Annotated in this window: 19 protein-coding genes and 1 pseudogene; 14 read left to right on the forward strand and 6 right to left on the reverse strand. The window is 59.9% G+C overall.

Annotated elements, in window-relative coordinates:
- Positions 1-27: 27 nt before the first annotated feature.
- The 3 genes from JK232_RS06450 (at position 28) to JK232_RS06460 (ending at position 2592) form a co-directional block, all read left to right on the forward strand.
- Positions 28-744: a nitroreductase gene (locus JK232_RS06450; protein WP_101828033.1), complete on the forward strand. Its 717-nt coding sequence runs from the start codon at positions 28-30 to the stop codon at positions 742-744.
- Between the two features lie 88 nt (positions 745-832).
- Complete coding sequence (locus JK232_RS06455) at positions 833-1579, forward strand: NADPH-dependent F420 reductase (RefSeq protein WP_072928277.1); 747 nt, start codon at positions 833-835, stop codon at positions 1577-1579.
- A 101-nt stretch (positions 1580-1680) separates the two neighbouring features.
- Positions 1681-2592 carry an NmrA family NAD(P)-binding protein gene (locus tag JK232_RS06460; protein WP_079205206.1) on the forward strand — a complete coding sequence of 304 codons (912 nt, stop codon included), beginning with the start codon at positions 1681-1683 and terminating at the stop codon, positions 2590-2592.
- A 197-nt stretch (positions 2593-2789) separates the two neighbouring features.
- Here JK232_RS06460 and JK232_RS06465 read toward each other — a convergent pair whose 3' ends face one another.
- Positions 2790-3662: a pirin family protein gene (locus JK232_RS06465; RefSeq protein ID WP_072928276.1), complete on the reverse strand. Its 873-nt coding sequence runs from the start codon at positions 3660-3662 to the stop codon at positions 2790-2792.
- A 217-nt stretch (positions 3663-3879) separates the two neighbouring features.
- On the opposite strand from JK232_RS06465, the gene JK232_RS06470 reads away from it, so the two are divergent.
- The 6 genes and pseudogenes from JK232_RS06470 (at position 3880) to JK232_RS06500 (ending at position 10692) form a co-directional block, all read left to right on the forward strand.
- A complete protein-coding gene (locus tag JK232_RS06470) occupies positions 3880-4878 on the forward strand; it encodes an MsnO8 family LLM class oxidoreductase (protein WP_101835496.1) in 999 nt (332 codons plus the stop codon).
- Positions 4879-4915: 37 nt separating this feature from the next.
- Positions 4916-6046, forward strand: a complete 1131-nt coding sequence (locus tag JK232_RS06475; protein ID WP_212588956.1) for an amidohydrolase — start codon at positions 4916-4918, stop codon at positions 6044-6046.
- Between the two features lie 113 nt (positions 6047-6159).
- Positions 6160-8426 (forward strand): annotated as a pseudogene (locus tag JK232_RS22825) (NtaA/DmoA family FMN-dependent monooxygenase).
- A gap of 10 nt (positions 8427-8436) precedes the next feature.
- On the forward strand, positions 8437-8970 hold the full coding sequence (locus JK232_RS06490) for a GNAT family N-acetyltransferase (protein ID WP_072928271.1): 534 nt from the start codon (positions 8437-8439) through the stop codon (positions 8968-8970).
- A gap of 10 nt (positions 8971-8980) precedes the next feature.
- Entirely contained in the window at positions 8981-9892 is a 912-nt protein-coding gene (locus tag JK232_RS06495; protein ID WP_212588957.1) for an amino acid ABC transporter permease, read from the forward strand.
- A 2-nt stretch (positions 9893-9894) separates the two neighbouring features.
- Positions 9895-10692, forward strand: coding sequence for an amino acid ABC transporter ATP-binding protein (locus tag JK232_RS06500; protein ID WP_101828025.1), 798 nt, complete (start codon positions 9895-9897; stop codon positions 10690-10692).
- 60 nt (positions 10693-10752) lie between these two features.
- On the opposite strand, the gene JK232_RS06505 is transcribed toward JK232_RS06500, so the two are convergent.
- Complete coding sequence (locus tag JK232_RS06505) at positions 10753-11622, reverse strand: DMT family transporter (RefSeq protein ID WP_072928268.1); 870 nt, start codon at positions 11620-11622, stop codon at positions 10753-10755.
- A gap of 400 nt (positions 11623-12022) precedes the next feature.
- Between JK232_RS06505 and JK232_RS06510 the strand changes: the two genes are divergently transcribed.
- Together JK232_RS06510 and JK232_RS06515 are read left to right on the forward strand one after the other, a co-directional pair.
- Positions 12023-12961: an ABC transporter substrate-binding protein gene (locus JK232_RS06510; RefSeq protein WP_101835510.1), complete on the forward strand. Its 939-nt coding sequence runs from the start codon at positions 12023-12025 to the stop codon at positions 12959-12961.
- 159 nt (positions 12962-13120) lie between these two features.
- Positions 13121-13837 carry a YnfC family lipoprotein gene (locus JK232_RS06515; protein WP_072928266.1) on the forward strand — a complete coding sequence of 239 codons (717 nt, stop codon included), beginning with the start codon at positions 13121-13123 and terminating at the stop codon, positions 13835-13837.
- Here the strand turns inward: JK232_RS06515 and JK232_RS06520 are convergent.
- Entirely contained in the window at positions 13831-14406 is a 576-nt protein-coding gene (locus tag JK232_RS06520) for a nucleotidyltransferase family protein (protein WP_165698488.1), read from the reverse strand. The two genes, JK232_RS06515 and JK232_RS06520, sit on opposite strands and share 7 nt — an antisense overlap.
- Before the next feature lie 147 nt (positions 14407-14553).
- Complete coding sequence (locus JK232_RS06525; RefSeq protein WP_212588958.1) at positions 14554-15309, reverse strand: MerR family transcriptional regulator; 756 nt, start codon at positions 15307-15309, stop codon at positions 14554-14556.
- A 531-nt stretch (positions 15310-15840) separates the two neighbouring features.
- On the opposite strand from JK232_RS06525, the gene JK232_RS06530 reads away from it, so the two are divergent.
- Positions 15841-17973 carry a TonB-dependent siderophore receptor gene (locus JK232_RS06530; protein ID WP_072928333.1) on the forward strand — a complete coding sequence of 711 codons (2133 nt, stop codon included), beginning with the start codon at positions 15841-15843 and terminating at the stop codon, positions 17971-17973.
- Positions 17974-18030: 57 nt separating this feature from the next.
- Here the strand turns inward: JK232_RS06530 and JK232_RS06535 are convergent, their stop codons facing one another.
- Both JK232_RS06535 and JK232_RS06540 read right to left on the reverse strand, forming a co-directional pair.
- Positions 18031-20418: a glycoside hydrolase family 3 N-terminal domain-containing protein gene (locus JK232_RS06535; RefSeq protein WP_212588959.1), complete on the reverse strand. Its 2388-nt coding sequence runs from the start codon at positions 20416-20418 to the stop codon at positions 18031-18033.
- A gap of 11 nt (positions 20419-20429) precedes the next feature.
- Positions 20430-21824 (reverse strand): MFS transporter, encoded by a 1395-nt coding sequence (locus tag JK232_RS06540; protein WP_101854627.1) that lies wholly within the window; start codon positions 21822-21824, stop codon positions 20430-20432.
- A 536-nt stretch (positions 21825-22360) separates the two neighbouring features.
- On the opposite strand from JK232_RS06540, the gene JK232_RS06545 reads away from it, so the two are divergent.
- Both JK232_RS06545 and JK232_RS06550 read left to right on the forward strand, forming a co-directional pair.
- Positions 22361-23437, forward strand: coding sequence for a L,D-transpeptidase family protein (locus tag JK232_RS06545; protein WP_072928261.1), 1077 nt, complete (start codon positions 22361-22363; stop codon positions 23435-23437).
- Positions 23438-23562: 125 nt separating this feature from the next.
- Complete coding sequence (locus tag JK232_RS06550) at positions 23563-24012, forward strand: DUF4385 domain-containing protein (protein ID WP_072928332.1); 450 nt, start codon at positions 23563-23565, stop codon at positions 24010-24012.
- The last annotated feature ends 137 nt before the right edge of the window (positions 24013-24149 follow it).

Genomic DNA, 24149 nt, shown 5'->3' on the forward strand with positions numbered 1-24149 from the left:
ACTAACCCCCAGACAAAGGAAGCCGTTATGACGATGACTCCAGTCCATCCCCGAACCGAAACATCATCAGATGAGACACTGGCATTCAGCGAGGCAGCCCGCACGCGTCGCTCTATCCGTGGCTTTCTCGACAAGCCCGTGCCGTTAAGCATTATCCGTGAGGTGTTGGAGGATGCCCAGTGCGCACCCTCCAACTGCAACACGCAGCCCTGGAATACCCACATTGTCCGCGGCGAGAAGCTTAAGCAGCTATCCAAAATCCTGCATGCCAAAAACGACGCCGGAGAATTCACGCCGGACTTCTCTTTCGACCAGAACGACTACTACGGCGAATACCGGAAGCGTAACGATGCGCTGGGCAAGGCCTATTACGAAGCCATGAACGTGATGCGCGAGGACAAGGAGGGGCGGCGTCGCGTAGGCGCGATGAACTACTCGTTCTTTAATGCTCCCCAGGTCGCATTCCTGTTTATGCCCTCATTTGGTGACAATGTCCGTGTTGCAGGTGACATCGGTATGTATGGCCAGACCTTCCTGCTGTCGCTCGCGGCGCGCGGTCTCGGTGGTATTCCCCAAACCGCGCTTGGTTTTTTTGCCCAGACAATCCGTGAATTCCTCGGCATTCCCGATGAGTTGAAATTGCTCTTTGGCATCTCTTTCGGCTACCCGGACGAAGCGGCACCCGGCAACCGGATCCATATGGATCGCGTGCCGGTCGACACGAGTGTGACTTTCCACGACTGAAACTCCACGGGAGCGGCATCGTTTTTGCCGCCCCGACCTCCACCGCATCAATCACGCGGCGGTCATTAATCACAACGAGGACGACATCATGAAAATTGGCATACTGGGCACAGGCAACATCGGTAAAACGCTGGTGATGAAACTCAGCGCGGCAGGCCATGACGTAAAGGTCGCCAATTCGCGCGGCCCTGACACGATCGAAGGCGACATCCTGGCCCACGGTGCTCAGGCCGTCACGTCCAGTGAAGCGATGAAGGATGTCGACGTGGTGATCCTGTCGACGCCGCTCAGCGCCATTACGAAGATCGCCCCGCTGTTCGCGAGCGTGCCTGCCAACACCGTTGTCATCGACACATCTAACTACTATCCCAAACGTGACGGCGAAATCGCTGACATCGAAGCCGGACAAACCGAGAGTGAGTGGGTTGCCGGGCAGCTTGGCCGCCCCATCGCCAAAGCATGGAACGCCATTACCTCCGCGTCCTTCGCGCAGAAAGGCGTCCCTGCCGGAACCGCCGGGCGGATCGCCATTCCCGTGGCGGCCGACGGCGAGCGGGAACGCGATGTGGCGATGAAACTGGTCGACGAGACCGGGCTTGACGCGGTTTATTCGGGACCGCTCAGCGAGTCATGGCGTCAGCAGCCCGGCGCGCCGGTTTACTGTACGGATCTGACGCGCGATGAACTGCCCGATGCCCTGGCCGCAACCGAACGGGCGCGCCTGCCGAAGCGCCGCGACCTCGCGATCGAGGCGATCATGGAAAGGGTTGGTGACAGCACCACTAACCCCGACTCGGACTATGCCGTGCGTCTGACCCGCGCGCTCTTTATGTGACCGGCAAAACGAGTTGAGAATATCCAGCCCGTTAAGTGTTTAAGTGACGGTGCCTCAACGCTTCCTGCAGGCTATATCATCAAACTGAATAAGGTACTGTAATGATGACACCCATTCAGCGACCCGTCGTACTGGTTCTGGGAGCCAGTGGAACCATCGGTAGCCATATCGTCAAAGAACTTGACGGCAAAGATGTTCATCTTCGTATCGCTTCGCGTAAGCAAGGCAAAGTAGACCAGCTGCGCCGGGAAGGAAAAGATGGCGTATATCTCGATCTTGATAAACCTGAGACCTTCGCGCTCGCGCTGGCGGGTGTTGATCGGATCTTCCTTTTAACCGGCTACAGCGTTGCCATGCTCACGCAGAGTAAAACCCTGGTGGATGCAGCCAAAAAGGCGGGTGTGAGCCATATCGTTCATGTGGGTGTGTTCGCTGAATGGGATACCACCGATGCCCACTTTGTATGGCACCAGATGATTGAAAAATATATCGAGGCGAGTGGTATTGCGTGGACACATCTTCATCCGAATATGTTCATGAATGTCTTCACCGGCCTTTATACCCCCAAAAATTTCACCTACACGACTTACTGGGGTGACCGGCGAGTCGGCTATGTTGCGCCGGAGGACATTGCCGCCGTAGCAGCAAAAGTGCTCCTTGATGGACCTGTACGTCACGCCGGTCAGCATTACTGGTTGAGCGTGGAAAGTTTTAACGGGGAAGAGATTGCCGCGCTTTTAAGCGAGATAACAGAACTTGAGATTCGGTGTGAAGACAAAGGACTTGAGGGGTTCCGTCAACTGATTGACTCGCTCATCTCTCAGGGGTTTGAGAGCTGGTATGCCGGTGCGAATATTGATTTTGTTACCCAGATGCTTGACGGCCGCATGTCCTATATGTCGATGGTTCAGAACGATATTCCCTATATCCTCGGAAGGCCGGCGAAAACACTTCGGGAATTTTTGACTGAAAATAAAAGTCTACTCATCGCTTCAGCAAAGGCCCCTCAATAAGAAGGGGAAGCGCTCGTAAGATGTTGGCATTTTCTTCACGAGCGCGCTTTAGCCAGCCTTGATGAAGTTTAAAATCTTTGCCACAGGTCCGGCTTGGCCGGTGCGCAGATGCAGATAAGCTACAGGGGCGTTTGCCTGGTTTAACCCGGCAGCAGCCAGGTAAAACGCGCCACGCCCTCAGCCACTTATCCCTCCCCTCAGTGGTGGCTGTCCACTTCCACGTTACCGAACTGGCCGGACTGATAATCGGCAATCGCCTGGTTAATCTCGTCACGGCTGTTCATCACAAACGGGCCGTAAGAGACCACCGGTTCGCCAATCGGGTCAGCATGGCCATAAAGGATCACCGCATCACTGTGGGCGGTGAGCGCCACGCAGTCGCCATCCTCGTTCATCTCAATCAGGTGATGGGCTTTCAGTGCCTCGCCCCCCAGCGTCAGTGCGCCGTTGACCACATAGCAAAATACCGTGCGCCCGGCCGGGGCCGGTAAGGTGATCTCCGCCCCGGCGCGGCACTGTACCGTCATCATAGTGACGCCGGTCAGCGAGATAAACGGCCCGTGCTGATGCCCGAATTCACCGGAAATCAGGTTCACCGTGGCCTTGCCGCCTGCGGCTTCAATCACTGGGATCTGATCCTGCTGGAGGCCGGTGTAAGCCGGGTTGCTCATTTTCAGGCGTGACGGCAGGTTTACCCAGAGTTGCAGGATCTCCAGCGGGCCGCCGTGGCGTTTGAACGAGGCAGGCGAAATCTCCGCGTGTACCAGCCCGGCACCGGCGGTCATCCACTGGATGCCGCCCTGGGTGATGACGCTCTCATGGCCGCCGCTGTCGAGGTGCGCCAGCTCCCCTTCAAGGATAAAGGTTACGGTCTCAAAACCGCGGTGCGGGTGCGGGCCGAACGGCAGGCCGTGGTTGTTGGCCGGGTAGGTCTGCGGCCCGTGGTGGTTAAGGAACAAAAACGGGTCAAGCTGCGGCAGCCCGGCACCGGGCAGCGGCCGACGGGTCACCAGATCGCCGATGTCATCGCGGGTGGCCGGGTGCTGTTGTTTGCATGTTCTGGAAGTCATATCAATCTGCCTGTACATAACGTGACATTGTCACGGAAAAGGGAACGAGCATACCCCATCTCTTTCCTTTAGTGATAGTCGCTAATGCCGCCGGGCGCGAACTGCCTGCCGCGCAATCCCACTTCCTGTCTGCCTTAAGCGATATTTCTTCTTTTACATCTGTGGCGGGGGCTTTCAATAATTGCCGCCATGAAGGCACAAAAAGGAAGAGACACGCATGGCATACCGACTCAGCTTGCTGGACAAAAGCCCGATTGCCGCGGGTGAAACCGCCACGCAGGCGCTGGCACGCACCCTGGCGCTGGCCACGCGGGCCGAAGCGTGGGGGTTCCACCGCTTCTGGGTGGCAGAACACCACAACACCGCGGCGCTGGCCGGCCCGTCGCCGGAGGTGCTGATTGCCTGGATTCTGGCGCAGACGCGCACGCTGCGTGTCGGGGCGGGCGGCGTGATGCTGCAACACTACAGCCCCTATAAAGTGGCGGAGAATTTTAACCTGCTGGCGTCGCTGGCCCCCGGCCGGGTGGATATCGGCATCGGTAAAGCGCCCGGCGGGCTGCCGCTCTCCACCCGCGCCCTGCAACAGGGGATCAATGCCGCAGAAAAAGGGGAGTTTCCCCAGCAACTTGAGCAGCTGAACCACTGGCTGGACGCCACGCCCAGCGGCGATGGCCGTGATGAACTCCTCGCCACACCGCTGCCCGCACAGCCCGCCCAGCGTTTCCTGTTGGGGGCCAGTGAAGGCAGCGCGCGGCTGGCCGCCCGGCTGGGCTGGCAGTTTGTGTTTGCCGCGCACCTGAACGGCAGTGAAAGCGATCTGGCGCAGGCGCTGGATGCTTACCACGTTAACAGCGGCGGCGGGCGGGCGCTGGTGGCGGTGCAGGCGATCGCGGCGGCCTCCCCGGCGGAAGCCGCCCTGCTGGCCGCGGATTTGCAGCATTACCGGGTCACCAGCCCACAGGGGCAGAGCGTCACCGTCGGCAGTGTTGAGCAGGCCGAGGCCTTTGTCCGGCAGGCGGGCCTCACCGATTACCAGATCGAACCGCGCCAGAGCGCCACGCTGAAAGGCACTGCCGCGCAGGTACATGCCCAGCTCAGCAGCCTGCAACACCGTTACGGCATCGACGAATTTATTATTGATACGCCGATCAGTGATGCCGATGCCCGGATGGCATCGCTGGAATTATTAGCCGCGCACCTGGCTGTCACTGCCTGATTTATTTCCCGCCCCTTGAAAAAATAAAAGGTTTTCCATGACACTCCCGATAGAAGAACAGCTTATTTCATGGCGACGTGAATTACACCAACACCCGGAACTCTCGGGCAAGGAAATAGCCACCACCCAACGGATTACCGGCTGGCTGAATAAACACGGCATTACGCCGCTGCCTTATCCTTTAAAAACCGGGCTGGTGGTGGAAATAGGCCACGGCGGCCCGTTAATTGCCTTGCGGGCGGATATTGATGCCCTGCCGATTGAGGAAAGTACGCCGGTGGCGTTTGCCTCCCAACAGCCGGGCGTGATGCACGCCTGCGGCCACGATATCCATACCAGCGTGATGCTGGGGGCGGCGCGGTTGCTGAAAGCGCGGGAAGCAGAGCTGCCCGGCCGGGTGCGCATTCTGTTCCAGCCCGCTGAAGAGACATTTGTTGGGGCGAAGGCGTTGATTAACGCCGGGGTGCTGGAAGGGGTACAGGCAATTTTCGGGATGCATAACGCGCCGGAATTGCCGGTCGGCACCTTTGCCACCCGCGGCGGTGCCTTCTACGCCAACGTTGACCGCTTTATTATCCGTATTACCGGCAAAGGGGCACATGCCGCCCGCCCGCAAGAGGGCATTGATGCGATTGTGGTGGCCGGGCAGATGATTGGCGCCCTGCAAACCCTGGCGAGCCGCCGCTACAGCCCGCTGGCGTCGGTGGTGGTGAGCGTGACGCGCATCGCCGGCGGCAATACCTGGAACGTGCTGCCGCAGCAGGTGGAGCTGGAAGGCACGGTGCGCACTCATGACAGCGCCATTCGTGAAACCCTGCCGGACAATATCCGCCAGATTATCCACGGCATTGCCGCCGCGTCGGGCGCGTCGGCGGAACTGGTGTGGCAGCCCGGCCCGCCTGCGCTGGTGAATACGCCGCACTGGGCCGATTTCGCCTCTCAGGTGGCGGCCGAAAATGGCTACCAGGTGCTGACGTCAGAGCCGCAGATGGGCGGCGAGGATTTTGCGCTCTACCTGCACCATGTGCCTGGTACGTTTGTCAGCATCGGCAGCGCCAGCACGGAGGGGTTGCACCACCCCGGTTTTAACCCTGATGAGCGACTGATCTACCCGGCTGCCTGCTATTTTGCCCGGCTGGCAGAACAGGCGTTAACCCATCTGGCGTAATGATGCTGCGCTATGCCCAATTTTATATTTGAATTGCGGGAATTGTTATTTTACTTCCCGCCTCTGCTCGGGAATAGTCAATTCAACCCCACTCTGACCATGCAGGTGAAATAATGTCTACCCGCCGCCAATTACGCCTCGGCACAATATTACACGGTGCTTCCGGCAATATGTCCGCCTGGCGTCACCCGGATGCCCAGGCCGATGCCAGTATTAATTTTGAGTTTGCCAAAAGCGTGGCGAAAAAAGCCGAACAGGGAAAGCTCGATTTTATTTTTGTGGCCGATGGGCTGTTTATTAATGAGAAGTCGATTCCGCATTTCCTTAACCGGTTCGAACCGATCACCCTGCTCTCTGCGCTGGCAACGGTGACGGAGCACCTCGGGCTGGTCGGCACCCTCTCTACCTCCTACAGCGAGCCGTTTACCGTGGCCCGCCAGTTTGCCAGCCTCGACCACCTCAGCGGCGGGCGGGCGGGCTGGAACGTGGTGACCTCGCCGCTGGAAGGCTCGGCAAAAAACTTTTCCCGGCAGCAGCACCCGGACCACGCGCTGCGTTACCGCATTGCCGACGAATATCTGACGGTCACCAAAGGGCTGTGGGATTCCTGGGAAGAAGGCGCGTTTGTGCGCGACAAAGCCTCCGGGCAGTTTTTCGATGCCGGCAAACTGCACACGCTGAACCACCACGGCGATTTTTTCCAGGTACAGGGGCCGCTGAATATCGGCCGTACGCCGCAGGGCCGCCCGGTGCTGTTCCAGGCCGGGGCATCGGAAGACGGTAAAAAGCTGGCGGCGCGCCATGCCGACGCCATTTTCACCCACCACCCGACGCTGGAAGAGGCGCAGGCGTTTTATCAGGATGTGAAACGGCAGGTCACGGCAAATGGCCGCCAGCCGGATGAGCTGCACATTTTCCAGGGCGTCAGCGTGATTGTCGGCAGCAGTGCAGAAGATGTGGAGCGGCAATACCAGCAGACGGCGGCGCTGGTGTCAGTTGAGGATGCGCTGAATTACCTCGGCCGCTTCTTTGACCACCACGACTTCAGCCAATACCCGCTGGATGCCCCGTTCCCGGCGCTGGGTGAGATTGGCCAGAACAGTTTCCGCAGCACCACGGATGAGATCAAACGCCATGCCCGCGAAAAGGGGCTGACGCTGCGCCAGGCGGCGCTGGAAGCGGCCACGCCGCGCCCGCTGTTCCACGGCACACCGGAGCAGGTGGCGGACGGCCTCCAGCACTGGTTTGAACACGGCGCGGCTGACGGCTTCATCATCAACGGCGGCACGCCGGTGACGTTTACGCATTTTGTGGATCAGGTGGTGCCGCTGTTGCAGGCGCGCGGGCTGTTCCGCACGGAATACCCCGGAAACACGCTGCGTGACAGTTTTGGGCTGGCGCAACCGGCCAACCAGTTTACCGCCTGATCCCCTGCTTCCCGACAATAATAAGAGAGAGCCGCGCTATGCAGAAAACCGCTTTATTGACCGCCGCCCTGCTGTTTTCCGGAATGACACAGGCCGCAGGCAATGGGATTGACCTCAAAGCCAATGCCACCCCCATCCACGTGGCCGCTAACCCGGCGGCCGTGGCGCAGATCCCCGCGGGTTACCGCTTCGCCGTGCCGGGAAAATTTACCGTGGCGATTGCCGGGCTGAACTCCCCGCCGCTGACACTGCTGGCCGATGACAACAAAACCATGCTCGGCAGCGAGGCGGATATCGCCCGGCTGGTGGCAGACAGCCTCGGGTTGCCGCTGAACCTGGTGCGCACCTCCTGGGAAGACTGGCCGCTGGGCGTGGCCTCCGGCAAGTATGATGCCGCCATCAGCAACATCACCGTGACCAAAGACCGCAAGGCGAAATTTGATTTCGCCACCTACCGCAAGGACTCGCTGGGCTTTTATGTGAAAGCCGACGGCCCGATCACCCGCATTGAGAAAGCCGAGGATATCGCCGGGTTACGGATCATCGTCGGCTCCGGCACCAATCAGGAGTCGATCCTGCTCAGCTGGGATCAGGCGAACCGCAAAAAAGGGCTGAAGCCGTTTATCCCGGTCTACAGCACTGACGACGCCGCGCAGACGCTGGCGTTGCAGTCCGGCCGGGCGGATGCCTATTTCGGCCCGAACGTGATCGGTGCCTGGAAAGCGGCGCTGAACGGCAAAACCCGGCTGGTCGGCTCAGTGGACGGCGGCTGGCCCAATGCGGCGCACATTGCCGTCACCCTGAAGAAAGGCAGCGGCCTGGTGCAACCGGTGAATACCGCGCTGAACGGCGTGATCCAGGGCGGCGCGTATGACCAGGTGCTGAACCGCTGGGGGGAAGGTGTCGAGCGCCTTGACCGGTCTGAGATCAACCCGCCGGGCCTGGGCGACTGAAGGAGGCAGCATGAGCACATTCACTTTCCGCGATGTCTCCCCGGAGGATGCTGAGCTGCAACCGATCATTACCGGGTTGTTCGGCGAATATGAGGCGCGTTACGGCGATTTCTTCTCACGTACGGCGGAAGAGGAGCTGACCGAATGGTATCTGCCGCCGCAGGGGCTGTTTATCGTGATGGAGCGCGACGGCGAAACCCTGGCGATGGGGGCGTATAAACCCTTTGATGCCGACACCGCTGAGCTGAAGCGCATCTGGACGCGCCGTGACCAGCGGCGCAAAGGGCTGGGGTTGCTGGTGGTGGCGGAGCTGGAGCGCCGCGCCCAGCTCGCCGGTTACCGCAAGGTCTACCTGACCACCGGCTTCCGCCAGCCGGAGGCGGTGCGCCTTTACCTTGCGCAGGGGTATCAGCCGCAATTTGATATCCACCGCGACCCGGAAGAGTACAGCCGCCCCCCCTATGACGGCCGCCTGCGCTTTCTAAAAGTGCTGGGCAGCCCCGTACCGGCCACGGCAACCCCCGCTGACGCCCGTGCCGGGTAAGGAGAACCGCATGAAACAACATGCCACCCTGCGCGTGGTGCCCGCGCGTTACCCGCTGCGCCTGCTCGGCGCGGTGTTTACCCTGTTTATCCTGGCGGCGGTGGTGCAGTCCATCGCCTTTAACCCCCGCTGGGAGTGGGATGTGTTTGCCCGCTGGTTCTTCGATCCGGTGATCCTGGAAGGGCTTCAGCAGACATTATTGCTGACGCTGCTCGGTTCCCTGTTCAGTATTGTGCTCGGCACCGCACTGGCGCTGGCGCGGCTCTCGCCCTCCTGGCTGCTCTCCGGGCTGGCCTGGAGTTACATCTGGCTGTTCCGCTCGTTGCCGCTGGTGGTGGTGCTGATCATTCTCTACAACTTCTCCTACCTGTACGACACGCTGTCGCTCGGGATTCCGTTTACCGGCCTCGCCTGGGGGCATTACGCCACGATTGATGTGCTCGGCCAGTTCCCTACGGCGGTGATCGGCCTGACGCTGGTGCAGTCTGCCTATACCGCGGAGATTATCCGCGGCGGCATCCTGGGGGTGGACCATGGCCAGTTTGAGGCAGCCGCCGCGCTGGGGCTGCCCAGCCGCCACCGCACGTTCCGCATCATTTTACCGCAGGCGCTGCGGGCGATTATCCCGACCGCCTTCAATGAGATCATCAGCCTGGCGAAAGGCACCTCGATTGTGTATGTGCTGGCGATGCCGGAGCTGTTTTACACCATCCAGATGATCTACAACCGCACCCAACAGGTGATCCCGCTGCTGATGGTGGGCGCGGTCTGGTACCTGGTGATCACCACGTTGCTGTCGGTGGTGCAGCATTATGTTGAACGCTGGCTGGCACGCAGCGCCCGCCGTGAGCAGCGCCCTGCCCTGTGGCACCGTTTCCGCCTGAAAACCCGCCGCGCCCCGCTGGGCGCAGTAAGGAGCTGACCATGTCAGAAGCGATCGATTACACACGTGCGGCCACTGCCCGCGGCCATATCAGCATTACCGGCGTCACCAAGTATTTCGGCAAACACAAAGCGCTGGATGAGGTGTCGCTGGAGCTGGCCCCCGGCTCGGTCACGGTGATCCTCGGCCCGTCCGGCTCCGGCAAGTCCACGCTGTTGCGCGCCATTAACCATCTCGAGCGGGTGGACGAGGGGTTTATCCAGATTGACGGTGACTACATCGGCTACCGGCAGCACGGCGACCGGCTGTATGAATTGAAGGAGAGCGCCATTCTGCGCCAGCGCACGGAAGTGGGCTACGTGTTCCAGAATTTCAACCTGTTCCCGCACCTGACGGTACTGGAGAACATCATCGAAGCGCCGATCGTGCATAAAAAACTGACCCGGCCGCAGGCAGTGGCACGGGCGCTGGAATTGCTCGACACCGTCGGGCTGCGCCATAAAGCCGACGCCTGGCCGCGCCAGCTTTCGGGCGGGCAGCAACAACGCATTGCGATTGCGCGCGCGCTGGCGCTGAACCCCAGGGTGATGCTGTTTGATGAGCCGACCTCCGCGCTCGACCCGGAACTGGTGGGCGAAGTGCTGGACGTGATCCGCACGCTGGCGCAGTCGGGCGTGACGCTGGTGGTGGTGACGCACGAAATCGGGTTCGCCCGCGAAGTGGCGGATCAGATTGTGTTTATGGTGGACGGCAAAATTGTGGAACAGGGCGCAGCACGGCAGGTGATTAACGCCCCGCAGCATCCGCGTACCCGCCGTTTTCTGGCGAATGTGCTGTGACGGGCATAAAAAAACCGGCTGCGTAAGCAGCCGGTCTGGTCATCACTTTTTACTGCCTGGCTACGCTGTGGCCGGCTGTGGCGTGCGGAATACCATCATAATCCCCAGCAGGATCGCCGCCATCCCGGCCATGCCTGACCACGGCAGCGCATTCCCCAGCAACAGGTAATCCAGCGCGGCGGTGATCACCGGCACCAGATAAAACAGGCTGGTGACATTCACGATACTGCCGGCATTGAGCAGACGGTAGAGCAGCAATTGGGCCACCACCGAGATCAACACCCCCAGAAACAGCACCGAGAGCAGGAACTCGCGGTTCAGCGTGACGTGCAGACTGCCGACGGGAAGCATCAGCAGACAGAGCAGCAAACTGACGCCATATTGCAGCGGCAGCACATCCGCCGGGGCCTGCGGGGTTCTCTTCTGCATGATGGCCCCGAAAGTCATAAACAGCAGGGCCGCCAATGCAAAGAGGATGCCGGACGCGGGCAAATGTGACGCTGCCAGGCTGCGCCAGACCAGCAGGATCAAGCCGGAAAGCGCCACCAGCAGGCCCAGCAGCCGGGTGCCCTGCATCCTTCGCTCCACCAGACAGAGCGTCAGGATCGGCTGGATGCCCATGATCGTCGCGATCAGGCCCGGCGTGACGCCGTGCGCCATCGCCTGAAAATAGCAGACCGAATAGCCGCCAATCAGCAGCAGGCCGGTCAGCGCCACCTGTTTGCGGGTGCCCTGTTTCGGCAGCCAGCGGCGACGGAAACAGCCCACGATCAGCAGCGTCGCCAGCGCCAGCGCAAAACGGCATACCAGCAGCATAAAGGGGGAGGCGTTATCCAGCCCCAGTCGGGTAAAAATGGCGGCACTGCCCCAGAGCAGCACAAAGCCGGACGTCGCGCCCTGAGACGCAAGCGTGGAACGGGTAAACGTCATTACTCTCTCCGGAATTCCAGAATGTATGTATAACCGGCACAAGGAGGCACCGCGCAAAAAATGCGCCGGGCGAAGGCCGGTTAATCAGGAAAAATATCAGCCCTTAACGGGCACAGTTCCGGGAGGAGGCGGTGGCGGACAGGTGATGGCGTAAACATGATGCAATGACGACGCAACGCAGCCTACCGGAGAACCGGTATCTACGTCAGCCTGCATAGGGGTCATCATCATCTGTTCAGCCTGTAAAAGAATTGTCCGTAAAAGTTAGCAAAATGTTTATTAATTGTCATGCGTTTATTCGGCCTGCCGATTTCCTCAAAAGCACATGCAAGATTGTTATTTCCATCAGGCACGTCCGCTTTGCCATAGTGGGAAAAATACTCTGACAGGACATCACCTTATGAAAACCTTCCCCCTGCTGACGCTGCTGCTGGCGCTGCCGTTTGGTGCCGCCCAGGCAGAAGCGGCGCGTATCGATCTGGCGGCCAACCAGCAGGTTATCCATACCGCCAAAAACAGCGCCGCCGTGGCCCTGCTGCCGCCCGGTTTTACCTTTGCCGTGCCGGGCAAGCTCACGGTGGTGGTCAGCGCGCTGAATTCACCGCCGCTGTCGGTGCTGGCGGAGGATAACCGCACCCGCATCGGCAGTGACATTGACATCGCGCACCTGCTGGCGGACAGCCTGGGGCTGGAGCTGAACCTGGTGCCGGCTTCCTGGGAGCAGTGGCCGCTGGGCATCGCCTCCGGTAAATATGATGTGGCGCTGTTTAATATCGCCGTGACGCGGGAGCGCAAAACCCGCTTTGATTTCGCCACTTACCGCACCGATACGCTGAGTTTTTCGGTACGCAGCCACAGCCCGATTCAGACGATTAACAAACCCGCCGATGTCGCCGGGTTGAAAGTGATTGTCGGCTCCGGCACCAATCAGGAGAACATCCTGCTGACCTGGGACAAGCAAAACCGCGCGCAGGGCCTGCCGGCGGCGCTGCCGGTGTACGTCACGGATGACGCAGCGGCCAGCCTGGCGCTGCAATCCGGCCGGGTGGATGCCTTTTTCGGCCCCCACTCTACTGCCGTCTATAAAGCCGCCCTCACCGGCACCACGCGGGTCGTGGGCAACGGCCCGCGCACGGCCTGGGTGGCGGCCACCACCCGCAAAGGAAACGGGCTGGCGGCGGCGCTGAGCGAGGCGATCAACGGAACAATAGGCAGCGGGGAGTATGCACGGGTGCTGGCGCGCTGGGGGGAGAGTGATGAGCAGATAACCTATTCGCAGGTTAACCCGCCCGGCATGGGGGACGGCCCGGCCGATGCCCTGCCGGATAATCCGGGCTGAAAATTTTGCTTAACAGCAGATAAATACGAGCCTTAACAGCAATTTTCCTGTCATGATTTTTTCTGGTTGAAAAATAAAAATCCGCTCAAAAGATACACTACGTGCCTGAAATTTCGCATGTTATGATGCGCCACGCTCTCTTTTGAAAAGGACAGGAAAGTGAATAAGGCCGTACTTCTGATCGCTGCCGCGAGTGCGCTGGCAGCCTGCGATGATCGCGGGCCGGAGCCGGTCAACCCTTCGCTGGCAAGCCTGGCCAATATTTTTGGTTTTGATGCATTGCGCGGCCAGGTTAAACACTTCACCCAGATCCAGAAGGATGACGGCGGGAAAGTGTCTGCCAGGGTCACTGCCTCACTGGATGCACAGGGCTGCGTGCAGCAATTGCGCTCGTTCCAGCCCGCCATGAAGGTGGATGTCGATCTGGTGAAAGAGGGCGATTATTTTGTCGATCGCACCAGCCGGAAAAAGATGTACCAGTTGGATGCGCACTGCCGCCTTGAACGCACGGTTGACGGCAGCCTGCTTTATAAAAAGGATGCGCGCGGTTTTATTACCGAAGTGGTGAAAACCGAGAACGATGACGCCTTTGCCAGCTACCGTTACGACGCGCTCGGCTACCCGCGCCATACCCTGTTCCAGAGCGCGCAGGGCAAAACCGAGATTGACGTCAAAGAGGACGCGCCGGACAGCAAACGAATGGACGCCACCCTGGAAGCCAGGGTAGACGGCAGGCTGGCCGGGATCACCAAAATCCGTTGCCATTATGATGACCACTTCAACCCGGTGCAGTGCGCCGCAGCGATGGTCGCCGAAGGGGATTACGGCAGCGCCACCCTGAATTATACCCAGACTTACCAGACCACCTATTACTGAGCGGCGCGCGGCAGCTGATCCGGCAGGTCGATGTCCCAGACACAGCCGGGATCGTCCACCGGCACCCGGTGCGGCGGTGTGCTTTTCAACAGCGCACGCGCCCCCTGGTCGCCGGTCAGCGCACAGAGCGCCGTTCTCATCTCCGCCCGGAACCCCACCGGATGCCCGGCCTCTTCCCCGTATACCGCCCGTGCACACACCGCGTGCGCCAGTGCCGCATTGACCTGCAGGTAAGTCTCCGGGGCCAGCAACGGCATATCCGCCAGCGCCACCAGCCAACCCGGCCAGGTGGGCGTGGCCGCCACCCCTGCCGCAATTGACTCACCCAGCCCCCCACTTGCGACGCAGTGAAACGGCACCCCGGCGCGGGCGGCAAGTGCCTGTAGCCCGGTATCTTCCGGCCGCAGGATCACCGTCACCGGCAGGCCGCTCTGCTGCGCATGGTGCACACTCTGCCCGAAAACCGTTCCGCCGCCCGGCAGCCGGCCGGATAATTTATGCTGCCCGCCGGATGCGGCGCGATAGCGACGGCTCAGCCCGGCCGCCATCAATAAAATGCCTGCGTTCAACCGTGTTGCTCCCGTTCTGAAAAGGGTCGTGTGTCGAAAGGGTATGACGTCAGTGTAGGGGAAAAAGCCATGCAGGCGCACCATACGGCCGCCTGCCGGTCAGGGGTCAGGGGAAAAGGAAGGCAGAAGGCAAAGCCTGGTTCAGGCTCAGGTGAGGGGGAAAACGCATTCCTGCGTATTGGTGCCGCACAGCATGACCGGGTAATCCTGCTCACGCTTGCGGATAAAGTGTTGTTTCATGTCACGGCTGATGCCTGCGCCGCACCAGACCAGGTGATGCTCATAGTTGCGCGTCGGCACTGCGGGCACATGGGTGACGTTGGGGGAGAGTTCTACCCGGCACCCTTGCCCGGTCAACCTGATCGCTTCCAGCCAGATTTCTGTCTCATCTGTGGTGCTGGCCGTTTCCAGAAAGATCGGCACACTTTTCTGCCGTTCTGATAACGCCATCACCCGCCCGGCATGGTGCAGCACTGCCGTATGGAAGCGGGCCAGCCGGAGCGCCGCGCCGGGGCGGTCATCATGCCTTAACCACAGGTTCAGCGGCCTGAGCAGGCTGTTGACGAACGCTTCGCCGCTGTAATGGGTGCCGAGGGTACGCAGCAGCCGGTTCAGCTCATCGGTGGCGCTGTGGCTCAGTTGGGTCAGCACCTCTTCGGTACGGCACTGCCAGCCGCTGCGGCGATAACGGTGGGGGGCATTGAGTAACCGGTGGATTTCGGCCAGGGTATCGCCCGTATTGGTGAGATCCAGCACATAACGCACACGGGCGAACGTCTGGCTGCTATAGATGCCGCGGCAATTGCCGGTGTGCGGCACCAACCCCGCGCGCCGCCAGCTGCGCAAGGTTGCAGGGAGGATGCCGGTCATCGCGCACAGGGTATCATTGGTATAAAGCGTCATAAATTTCCCATTCAGAAAAACATCACTCTGATAATTTCAGCGAGTGAAGGGATAGCCTGCGCGTTACAGGTGAAAAAAGATACTTTTTTCCTCTAAAGATTTATCACTGACATAACATTTGGCAGGGCAACGGCGGTGATTGCCAAAAGCGGGGGAAACGGACAGGCGGGGAGTTTTTTATTTTCTGCTGAAGCAAAAAAATGGTTTAACACCTTTTATTAAACGTGAGGCGTTGTTCAGCCCGCGCCTTGCCGGGGCAGAATTCACTGACACTTTTCCTTAACTTTAGTTTAACATTGCCGGATTATTCCTTTCCCATCATGCGGATAAACCACGGTTTTCCACAGCAATATCTTGATACATCCTCTTGAATCCAACCAACAATAATGATAATAATTATCATTAGATTTACACTATATGACTTTATCTCATCTCGCGGGCCGGAAAAGGGCAGGCAGATGAGATTTTTGTATGACTCACACGCGTTGCTCTTTCTCTTAACTGCAAAAGATTTTTATAGGGATGATGAATATGTTGTCGGCTTTTAACCTGAAGCGCTCCAGCCTGCTGTGTTCCCTTGCGCTGTTTGTTCCCCTCGCCTCCCTGGCGGAAGATACGGTGGTCGTCACCGCCCAACCGGCCGAAACGGCCGATACCCCCACCCAGGGCTACAGTGCAAAAACCAGCCGGAGTGCCACCAAAACCGACCAGCCCCTGATTACCACCGGCCAGGCGGTGTCTGTGGTCACCCGCCAGCAAATGGATGACCAGAACGCCACCACCGTTAACGCCGCGCTGAACTACACGCCGGGCGTATTCACCAACTTTGCCGGTGGCGCAACCCGTTATGACACCGTTTCGCTGCGTGGTTTCCACGGCGGCGACGTGAACAACACCTTCCTGGATGGCCTGCGCCTGTTAAGCGACGGCAGCAGCTATAACGCCCTGCAGGTTGACCCGTGGTTCCTGGAGCGCATTGATGTGCTGAAAGGCCCCTCCTCCGCACTGTACGGCCAGGGCATTCCCGGCGGCGTGGTGATCGAGAGCACCAAGCGCCCGCAGTTCGCCCCTGAAGGCCATGTGCGCCTCTCCGGCGGTAACTTCAATACCAAAGGCGGCGCGTTTGACTACACCGACGCGATCAACGAACAGTGGGCCTACCGCATCACCGGTATGACCCGCAGCAGTGACACCCAATACGACCACCAGCGCGAAGAGCGTTACGCCATCTCCCCGCAATTGCTGTGGCAGCCGGATGAGAACACCTCCCTGCTGCTGCGCGCGTACCTGCAAAAAGATCCGTCCGGCGGCTACCACTCCGCCGTCCCGGCTGACGGCAGCCTGTATGGTGATCGCCTGAGCCGCGGCTTCTTCGACGGTGAAAGCAGCCACAACGTCTTCAAGCGCTGGGAGCAGATCTACAGCTACGAATTCCAGCACGCGTTCAACGAAACCTGGTCATTCCGCCAGAACGCCAGCTATACCCACTCCAACACCAAACTGGAGCAGGTCTATGGTATTGGCTGGAATGCTGACCGCACGGAGATGAGCCGCTACTACTCCGGTGAAGACTCTTCGCTGGATGCCTTTGCGATTGATAACCAGCTCGAAGCGGATTTCGCCACCGGGATGCTGGAGCATAAAGTGGTGGTGGGCTTTGACTTCCAGCACTTCACCAATGACACCTCGTCTGAGAGCGGCTACGCCACCAACCTTAATCCGTATACCGGCACAACCGGCGGCGACACGCTCTACCAGGACGGCGCCTTCACTACCCCCGGCGTGTTCGGCAGCCACGTTAAACGCAAATACACCCAGACCGGCGGGTATTTGCAGGATGACATGAAGCTCGACAAGTGGCACCTGACCCTGTCCGGCCGCTATGACAACCTGAAGTCCAAGGCCACCACCTATGAAACCGACGTGACCGATGAGCGCAGCGACGATCATGTGACCGGCCGCGCCTCCCTGTTGTACGCGTTCGATAACGGCATTTCGCCGTACATGAGCTACAGCACCGCCGTCACCCCGGCGACGTTGTCCGACATTAACGGCAATCTGCTGAAGCCGACCACCAGCGAGCAGTATGAAGTGGGCGTGAAATACCAGCCGGTGGGCAGTGCCTCACTGTACTCCGCCGCGCTGTATGACCTGACCCAAAAAGATGTGGCGAACCGCATCGTACAGGGCAGCTATTATGTCCCGGCCGGGAAAGTCCATTCCCAGGGGCTGGAGCTGGAAGCGCGCACGCCGATCACCGATCGTTTCAACGTGATCGCCGGGTACACCTATAACAAAGTGCGCTTCAAAGATGCGGTTGACGGCAACGACGGCAATACCCCGTACGTCACGCCGAAGCAGATGGCATCCCTGTGGGGCCAGTACAACTCCGCGATCGGGGTGGATCTGGGCGCAGGTGTGCGTTACATCGGCACCCAGTGGGCAGACAACGAAAATACCCTGCGTATGCCGTCCGCCACGCTGTTTGACGCCTCGGTACGGATGAATCTGGCCCAGTTCAGCCCGGAGCTGAAAGGTGCCTTCGTGCAGCTTAACGTCAACAACCTGACCGACAAGAAGTACGTCGCCGCCTGCTACGGCACCGGCTACTGCTACTGGGGCCAGGAGCGCACCGTGGTCGCGACCGTGGGTTACGATTTCTGATTTCAGCGGCAAGCAACCCACAAAAAGCCCGGCAGATGCCGGGCTTTTTTATGCGTGTCAGTCACGCCCAATCGTTACGTCACACTGGCTCTCCATCCGCCAGTATTTCGGCAGCACCCAAAGCGGGCCGGTAACGTTCGCCACCACCCTGGCGCGGATGTCCGCGCTTGACGCCCCCACCTGAATCTCAAATTCACCCGGCTCCACCACCCGGCGGCCCTGCGCGTCGGTGAAGTTCAGCATGTCTGTGGGCAGTGAGAAGCATAGCCGGGCCGTTTCGCCGGGTTGCAACGCCACACGCTGGAACGCTTTCAGCTCATGGACAGGCCGCACCAGCGAAGCCAGCCGGTCTTTGACATACACCTGCACCACTTCACTGCCGGCCCGCTCGCCGCTGTTGGTCACGCGGACGTGCACCTTCAGCGTGCCGTTCTCGCCGGGCACCGCCGGTTCTTCCAGCTGCAGATCGTCATAGCGGAAAGTGGTGCCGCTCAGGCCATAGCCAAAGGGATAGCGCGCGCCGAACGGGAAGGCGATCGGCGTGCCGCCGCTTTTCAGTTTATGGTTGTAGTAGTAGGGCATCGCCCCGGCGCTTTTCGGCACCGACAGCACCAAGCGGCCTGACGGCGGCTCGCGCCCGCTGAGAACGTCGGCAATGGCGCGGCCGCCCTCCTGCCCCGGCGCAAACGCCACCAGGTAACCCGCCAGCTTCTCTTCCACCCCGTTCAGGAAATAGGGGCGGCCGCCGGTGAGGATGGCGATGGTCGGCGTGCCGGTCGCGACGACGGCTTCCAGCAACTGCTGCTGCACACCCGGCAGTTGCAGGCTGTCGGTGTCTGACCCTTCGCCCACGGTGCCGCTCTGGAACAGCCCGGCCAGATCGCCGACGAACACCAGCGCCACCTCACTCTGCCGCGCCTGCTCCACCGCCGCCGCAATCAGGTGGGTGTCCTGCGACACCGGCGAATGTTGCAGCGGTTTGCCGCTGTCACCGGGGAACACCGGTGCGCCCGCCGTGCGCTGTTCCAGAATGTGGCACCCTTTGGCGTAACGGATCGCGGCCTCACCATAACAGTTTCGCAGTGCCTGTAACGGCGTGGTGATCTGCCCGGTTTGCGCCGTCATGTCACTGATGATCAGATGCACCGGGAAACTGTACCCGCTCAATAACGCCAGCGGATCGTCAGCGGTCGGGCCGATCACCGCGATCGTCTGCCCCGCCTGCGGCTTCAGCGGCAGGATGCCGTTGTTTTCCAGCATCGTGACCGAGCGCACCGCCGCCCGCCACGCCAGCTGCCGGGTACTCTCCTCTTGCAGCACCACGGCGTTTTCATCGGCATAGGGGTGTTCAAACAGCCCCAGCCGGAATTTCTCATGCAGGATACGGCCCACGATTTCATCGATCTTTTCAGCGGAAATCAGCCCGCGCTGCCGCGCCTCTGCCAGGTGGCGGGCGCAATCATCCTTCGGCAGTTCGATGTCCAGCCCGGCGTTAAACGCCAGCGCGGCGGACTCCGCGCCGTCCGCACTGATGCCGTGGTGCTGGTGCAGCAGGCTGACGCCGCCGTAGTCCGCCACAATCAGGCCGTCGAAGCCCCAGCGATTGCGCAGCACGTCCGTCAGCAAAAATGCGTCGCTGTGGCAGGGTTGGTTATCGATATCATGGTAAGCGGGCATCACCGATCCGGCATTTGCCAGTTTGACAGCCATCTCAAACGGCAGCAGGAAGGTGTCATTGAGTTCGCGGAAGCCCAGATGCACCGGCGCATGGTTCCGCGCCCCCTCACTGAACGAATGGCCCACATAGTGTTTCAGCGTCGCCAGCAGATCGCGGTTTGGCCCCTGTAACCCGCGCACGTAGGCGGTTGCCATTTTGCCGACCAGATACGGGTCTTCGCCGAATGTCTCTTCAGTGCGGCCCCAGCGCACATCCCGCGAGACATCCAGTACCGGGGCCAGCCCCTGATGGCAGCCGACGCCTTGCGCCTCGGTGCGGATGGCCGCCGCCACCTGTTCAATCAGATCCGGGTCCCAGGTCGCGCCGTAACTGAGCGACGAGGGGAACAGCGTCGCGTCTTTGCACAGCAGCCCGACCAGACACTCCTCATGAAACATCGCCGGGATGCCGAGCCGCGTCTCTTCCATCAGCGTTTTTTGCAGCCGGTTGAGCGCCCGCACGCCCTCTTTCGGCCCGACGATATGCGTGCCGAGCGGGCGGGTTATCTGGCCGATCCCGGCAAACAGGCGGGTCGCCAGATCATCTTCTGCGGCGGCACCGGCGAAATCGTCGCTGAGGTCGCGGCGGTTGCGGTGTTGGCCGTCCGGCGAGAGGATCAGCCAGAAAGCGTGCATCTGGGCATATTTCTCTTCATCCGTCATGCGGGACAACAAATCCTGTACGCGCGCCGCGATCGGCTGCGTGGCATCCTTATAGAGAAAAGACATCAAAATGCTCCTTATAAAGCGTGGGCGGAACCGGGGGCCGGCAGATCGTCCGGCCGGGCGTTATCACGTTTTTTTGCCAGCTGGGCGGCGATTTCCCGCACATACCGGCTGTTGAGCTTGTAGGCAAACAGCAGCAGCGCCATCGCGATAAACAGCACGGACGGCACCAGGGTAAACAGGGCATTGATGGTGGTGACCACCCCGGCAGGCTGCTGGGCGGTATTCGGCAAATAGTCCACAAACCCCAGCACCCAACCCACAACCGCCCCACCCAGCGCCAGACCAAATTTGATGGCAAACAGCGCGGTGGAGAACACCAGCCCATCCAGGCGGCGGCCGCTGCGGTGCTCCTCGTAGTCCACCACGTCGGAGAACATGGCCCATTGCAGGGGGGTGGAGAGGTTCTGCACAAAGCTGAACACGATGTTGATGGTGAAAATCAGCCAGACGGCAGACGGTGGGATAAAGAAGATCAGGCCGCCGATGATGACGTAAGCGGCAATGGTCCACTGGTAGGCGCGTACCCGGTCGAATTTGCCGAGCAGCGTTTCAGACAGCAGCGCGCCGAACAGGGCAGCCAACATGCCGGAGACAATAAAGGCGAACACCAGCTCAGGCCGCAGCATGACATATTTCACGTAATAGATAGTCGCCGAGCCGCGGGTGACCACGGCCACCAGTAACAGGATGTTAAAAACAAACACCAGACGCCACTGGCGGTTCTGCGACAGCACCCGCAAGTCGCCCAGCAGGCTGTGGCGTTTATCGTGAGGCGAGTGGTAGCGCTCTTTGGTCAACATAAAGCAGGCAAGAAACAGCACCACGCCGAGCAATCCCATTAAGCCCATCGCAAAGAAATAACCGCGCTGCGGGTTGCCGCTGCCCAGCCAGTCCACCAGCGGCAGCGCCACGACGGTGACCACCAGCCCGCCAATAAAGGAGAGCGCAAACCGCCACGATTGCAGCGAATGCCGTTCGCGCGGGTCAAGCGTCAGGGAGCCGGGCATGGCGCAATAGGGCACATTAATGGCGGAGTAGACCAGGCTCAGCAGGCTGTACGTTACGCAGGCGTAAACAATTTTCAGCGTGGCGGAGACCGGCGGCACATAGAAGGTGATCAGGCAGCAGACACCGAACGGGATCGCCATCCAGAGCAGCCAGGGGCGGAATTTGCCGTGGCGGGTCTGGGTGCGGTCTACCAGCGTGCCGATGCAGGGGTCGATCAGCGCATCGACTGCGCGCACCACCAGGAACAGGGTGCCCATGATGGCGGCCGGCAGGCCAAACACATCGGTATAGAAATAGGCCAGAAACAGGGTGGCAGTTTGCCAGACCAGCGCGCTGGCCATATCGCCCAGGCCATAGCCTATTTTGTCAGTGACGGAGAGTGCGGGGAAACGGGTCATGTGTATCTTCTCATGTAAGGTCAAAAAGATAACGGCCGCCCGGCCACTGCGTTATTTTTTGACGGCATACCGGGTATCCGGCGACGCGTTGGTAATAGAAGGCGCAACGTCACAGCAAAACGCCGGAGAGGTGGCGCGGCGTTGCTGCCGGAATGAGTATGGTGGGACGCGGGAAAAGGTGAAATTGAGAAAATTAACAGACTATTTACGTAATCTTACTTTGTCCGGAGTTTGTGACCGGGAACAACTTTCGCCGGAAATATCCAGACAGAACGGGGCCTTAGCGCAATGTTGCCCGCGCACTAAGGCAAATTGCGGCAGTCGAAAAATGATAAGAAAAATGGCATGGTCTGTTTGTTTAACAAACAGTGGCGGCCGGGCAATAAATCTTTATAATCACAGCCCAAAAATGTGATTGGTTACACATCTTTATTTTTATCGGTACCTTGTAAAACTACACTATACAGCTGGCGCCCAGCGCCCGGCCATGACGTTAACCCTCTGCCAATTGGCATAACACTCAACGAAACGACAATATGAGAATACGTGCATTATTCACAGTAATTTTCGCAGTGGCCGCCTATAGCCAGGCTGCCTTTGCGGTCGTGTATCCGCTGCCGGCCAAGAACAGCCGTCTGGTGGGTGAAAACATCGTCATTGATGTGCCGAAAGGCAGCACCGATCCGCTGGAGCACTTCGCCGCACAGTTCCAGATGGGCCTGAGCAACATGATGGAAGCCAACCCCGGCGTCGATCCGTTGTTGCCGCAACCCGGCAAACTGGTGATCCCGCATCAGCTGATCCTGCCGGACACCCCGCGTGAAGGCATCATCATCAACAGCGCCGAGATGCGCCTGTACTACTACCCGAAAGGCACCAATACCGTGGTGGTACTGCCTATCGGTATCGGTGAGCTGGGCAAAGACACGCCGGTTAACTGGGTGACGTCCGTACAACGTAAGAAAGACGGCCCGACCTGGACGCCGACCAAAGCGATGCATGCGGAGTATCAGGCACGCGGTGAAACCCTGCCGGAAGTCTTCCCGGCCGGCCCGGACAACCCGATGGGCCTGTACGCGCTCTATGTGGGCCGCCTGTATGCTATCCACGGCACCAATGCCAACTTCGGCATCGGTTTGCGCGTCAGCCACGGCTGTGTGCGCTTGCGTGCTGATGACATCAAATGGCTGTTTGAGAATGTGCCGGTCGGCACCCGCGTACAGTTCATCGATGAGCCGGTAAAAGCCACCGTAGAACCGGATGGCTCCCGCTACGTTGAAGTACACAATCCGCTCTCCCAGACTGAAGAGCAGTGGAAATCGACTCAGCCGGTGCCGATTACCCTGACCCCGGTGGTCAGCAAGGTGCTGGGTGATGCCAGCGTCAACACCAGCGATGTGGATCAGGCGATTCAGGCCCGCACCGGGATGCCGGTGAAGGTAAACGGTTTGCAGGAGGCCCAGCCGCAGGTGCAGCCGGGTGAGACCGATCAGCCGCAGGCACAACCTCAGCCGGAAGTTGTCCCGCAGCCGCCGGTTATCCAGCCGGTGAACAGTGAGCCTGCCGCCCCGGCAGAGAGCCAGCCAACGGCGACCGAGCCAAGCGCAGGCTGATAACCGCCGCATTCGCTGTACCTGTAACGGGAGCCTTAACGGCTCCCGTTTTTTTTTGCCGCAGCCCCGATTTGCTACGCTTAGGTTACGTCTTTCCACACAGGAGCCGTTGATCTCTTATGCCGATGCCCCCTTTCAATTACCAGCAGGACTTCACCACCCTCGATTTCCGCCTTCACCCTGAATGCTACCAGGTCGGCCGCGGGGAACAGGGGGTATTGCTGGTAGAGCCCTATAAAAGCGAAATTCTGCCTTACTGGCGTTTCCGGACGGTGCCTGTCGCCAAAGAGTCCGCTGAGGCGATCTACCAGCTGTTTGAGCAGTACCGCCAACAGGATGACTTTGTCGGGATGGATATGGCCCGTAAGTTTATTCAGATGGGGTATACGCGGGCGCGCCGTTACGCCAACCATAAAGGCGGCCGCAAATATGATGAGGCCGGTAACGTGCTGCCTTACAGCGTCAATGAAGAGAAAGCGGCCGCCGCGGCCGTCTTTAAAGCCTATTGGGACCGGCTGCGCGAAGATGAAGACTATCAGCGCCGCAAGAAAGCCCATCAGCAACAATATGGCTGATCAGGCGACATAAGCGGCAGGCCGGGAAACGGCCTGCCCTGCCCTGCTGCTGGTGAAAACCTTTACGATTCATCAGTTAACCCGGCAATTTTTTCTGAATTCTCTGCGCATTGAAAAAATCGCGCCGCTTATTTACA

The sequence above is a fragment of the Nissabacter archeti genome, assembly GCF_018257325.1.
GTDB classification, from domain to species: domain Bacteria; phylum Pseudomonadota; class Gammaproteobacteria; order Enterobacterales; family Enterobacteriaceae; genus Chimaeribacter; species Chimaeribacter arupi.

What these genes read in the sequence shown, in the direction of transcription:
- JK232_RS06505 (WP_072928268.1), bottom strand. Translation starts at nt 11,622, where the DNA reads ATGACGTTTACCCGTTCCACGCTTGCGTCTCAGGGCGCGACGTCCGGC.
- JK232_RS06545 (WP_072928261.1), top strand. Translation starts at nt 22,361, where the DNA reads ATGAGAATACGTGCATTATTCACAGTAATTTTCGCAGTGGCCGCCTAT.
- JK232_RS06500 (WP_101828025.1), top strand. Translation starts at nt 9,895, where the DNA reads ATGTCAGAAGCGATCGATTACACACGTGCGGCCACTGCCCGCGGCCAT.
- JK232_RS06470 (WP_101835496.1), top strand. Translation starts at nt 3,880, where the DNA reads ATGGCATACCGACTCAGCTTGCTGGACAAAAGCCCGATTGCCGCGGGT.
- JK232_RS06495 (WP_212588957.1), top strand. Translation starts at nt 8,981, where the DNA reads ATGAAACAACATGCCACCCTGCGCGTGGTGCCCGCGCGTTACCCGCTG.
- JK232_RS06490 (WP_072928271.1), top strand. Translation starts at nt 8,437, where the DNA reads ATGAGCACATTCACTTTCCGCGATGTCTCCCCGGAGGATGCTGAGCTG.
- JK232_RS06450 (WP_101828033.1), top strand. Translation starts at nt 28, where the DNA reads ATGACGATGACTCCAGTCCATCCCCGAACCGAAACATCATCAGATGAG.
- JK232_RS06525 (WP_212588958.1), bottom strand. Translation starts at nt 15,309, where the DNA reads ATGACGCTTTATACCAATGATACCCTGTGCGCGATGACCGGCATCCTC.
- JK232_RS06510 (WP_101835510.1), top strand. Translation starts at nt 12,023, where the DNA reads ATGAAAACCTTCCCCCTGCTGACGCTGCTGCTGGCGCTGCCGTTTGGT.
- JK232_RS06455 (WP_072928277.1), top strand. Translation starts at nt 833, where the DNA reads ATGAAAATTGGCATACTGGGCACAGGCAACATCGGTAAAACGCTGGTG.
- JK232_RS06535 (WP_212588959.1), bottom strand. Translation starts at nt 20,418, where the DNA reads ATGTCTTTTCTCTATAAGGATGCCACGCAGCCGATCGCGGCGCGCGTA.
- JK232_RS06460 (WP_079205206.1), top strand. Translation starts at nt 1,681, where the DNA reads ATGATGACACCCATTCAGCGACCCGTCGTACTGGTTCTGGGAGCCAGT.
- JK232_RS06475 (WP_212588956.1), top strand. Translation starts at nt 4,916, where the DNA reads ATGACACTCCCGATAGAAGAACAGCTTATTTCATGGCGACGTGAATTA.
- JK232_RS06550 (WP_072928332.1), top strand. Translation starts at nt 23,563, where the DNA reads ATGCCCCCTTTCAATTACCAGCAGGACTTCACCACCCTCGATTTCCGC.
- JK232_RS06465 (WP_072928276.1), bottom strand. Translation starts at nt 3,662, where the DNA reads ATGACTTCCAGAACATGCAAACAACAGCACCCGGCCACCCGCGATGAC.
- JK232_RS06540 (WP_101854627.1), bottom strand. Translation starts at nt 21,824, where the DNA reads ATGACCCGTTTCCCCGCACTCTCCGTCACTGACAAAATAGGCTATGGC.
- JK232_RS06530 (WP_072928333.1), top strand. Translation starts at nt 15,841, where the DNA reads ATGTTGTCGGCTTTTAACCTGAAGCGCTCCAGCCTGCTGTGTTCCCTT.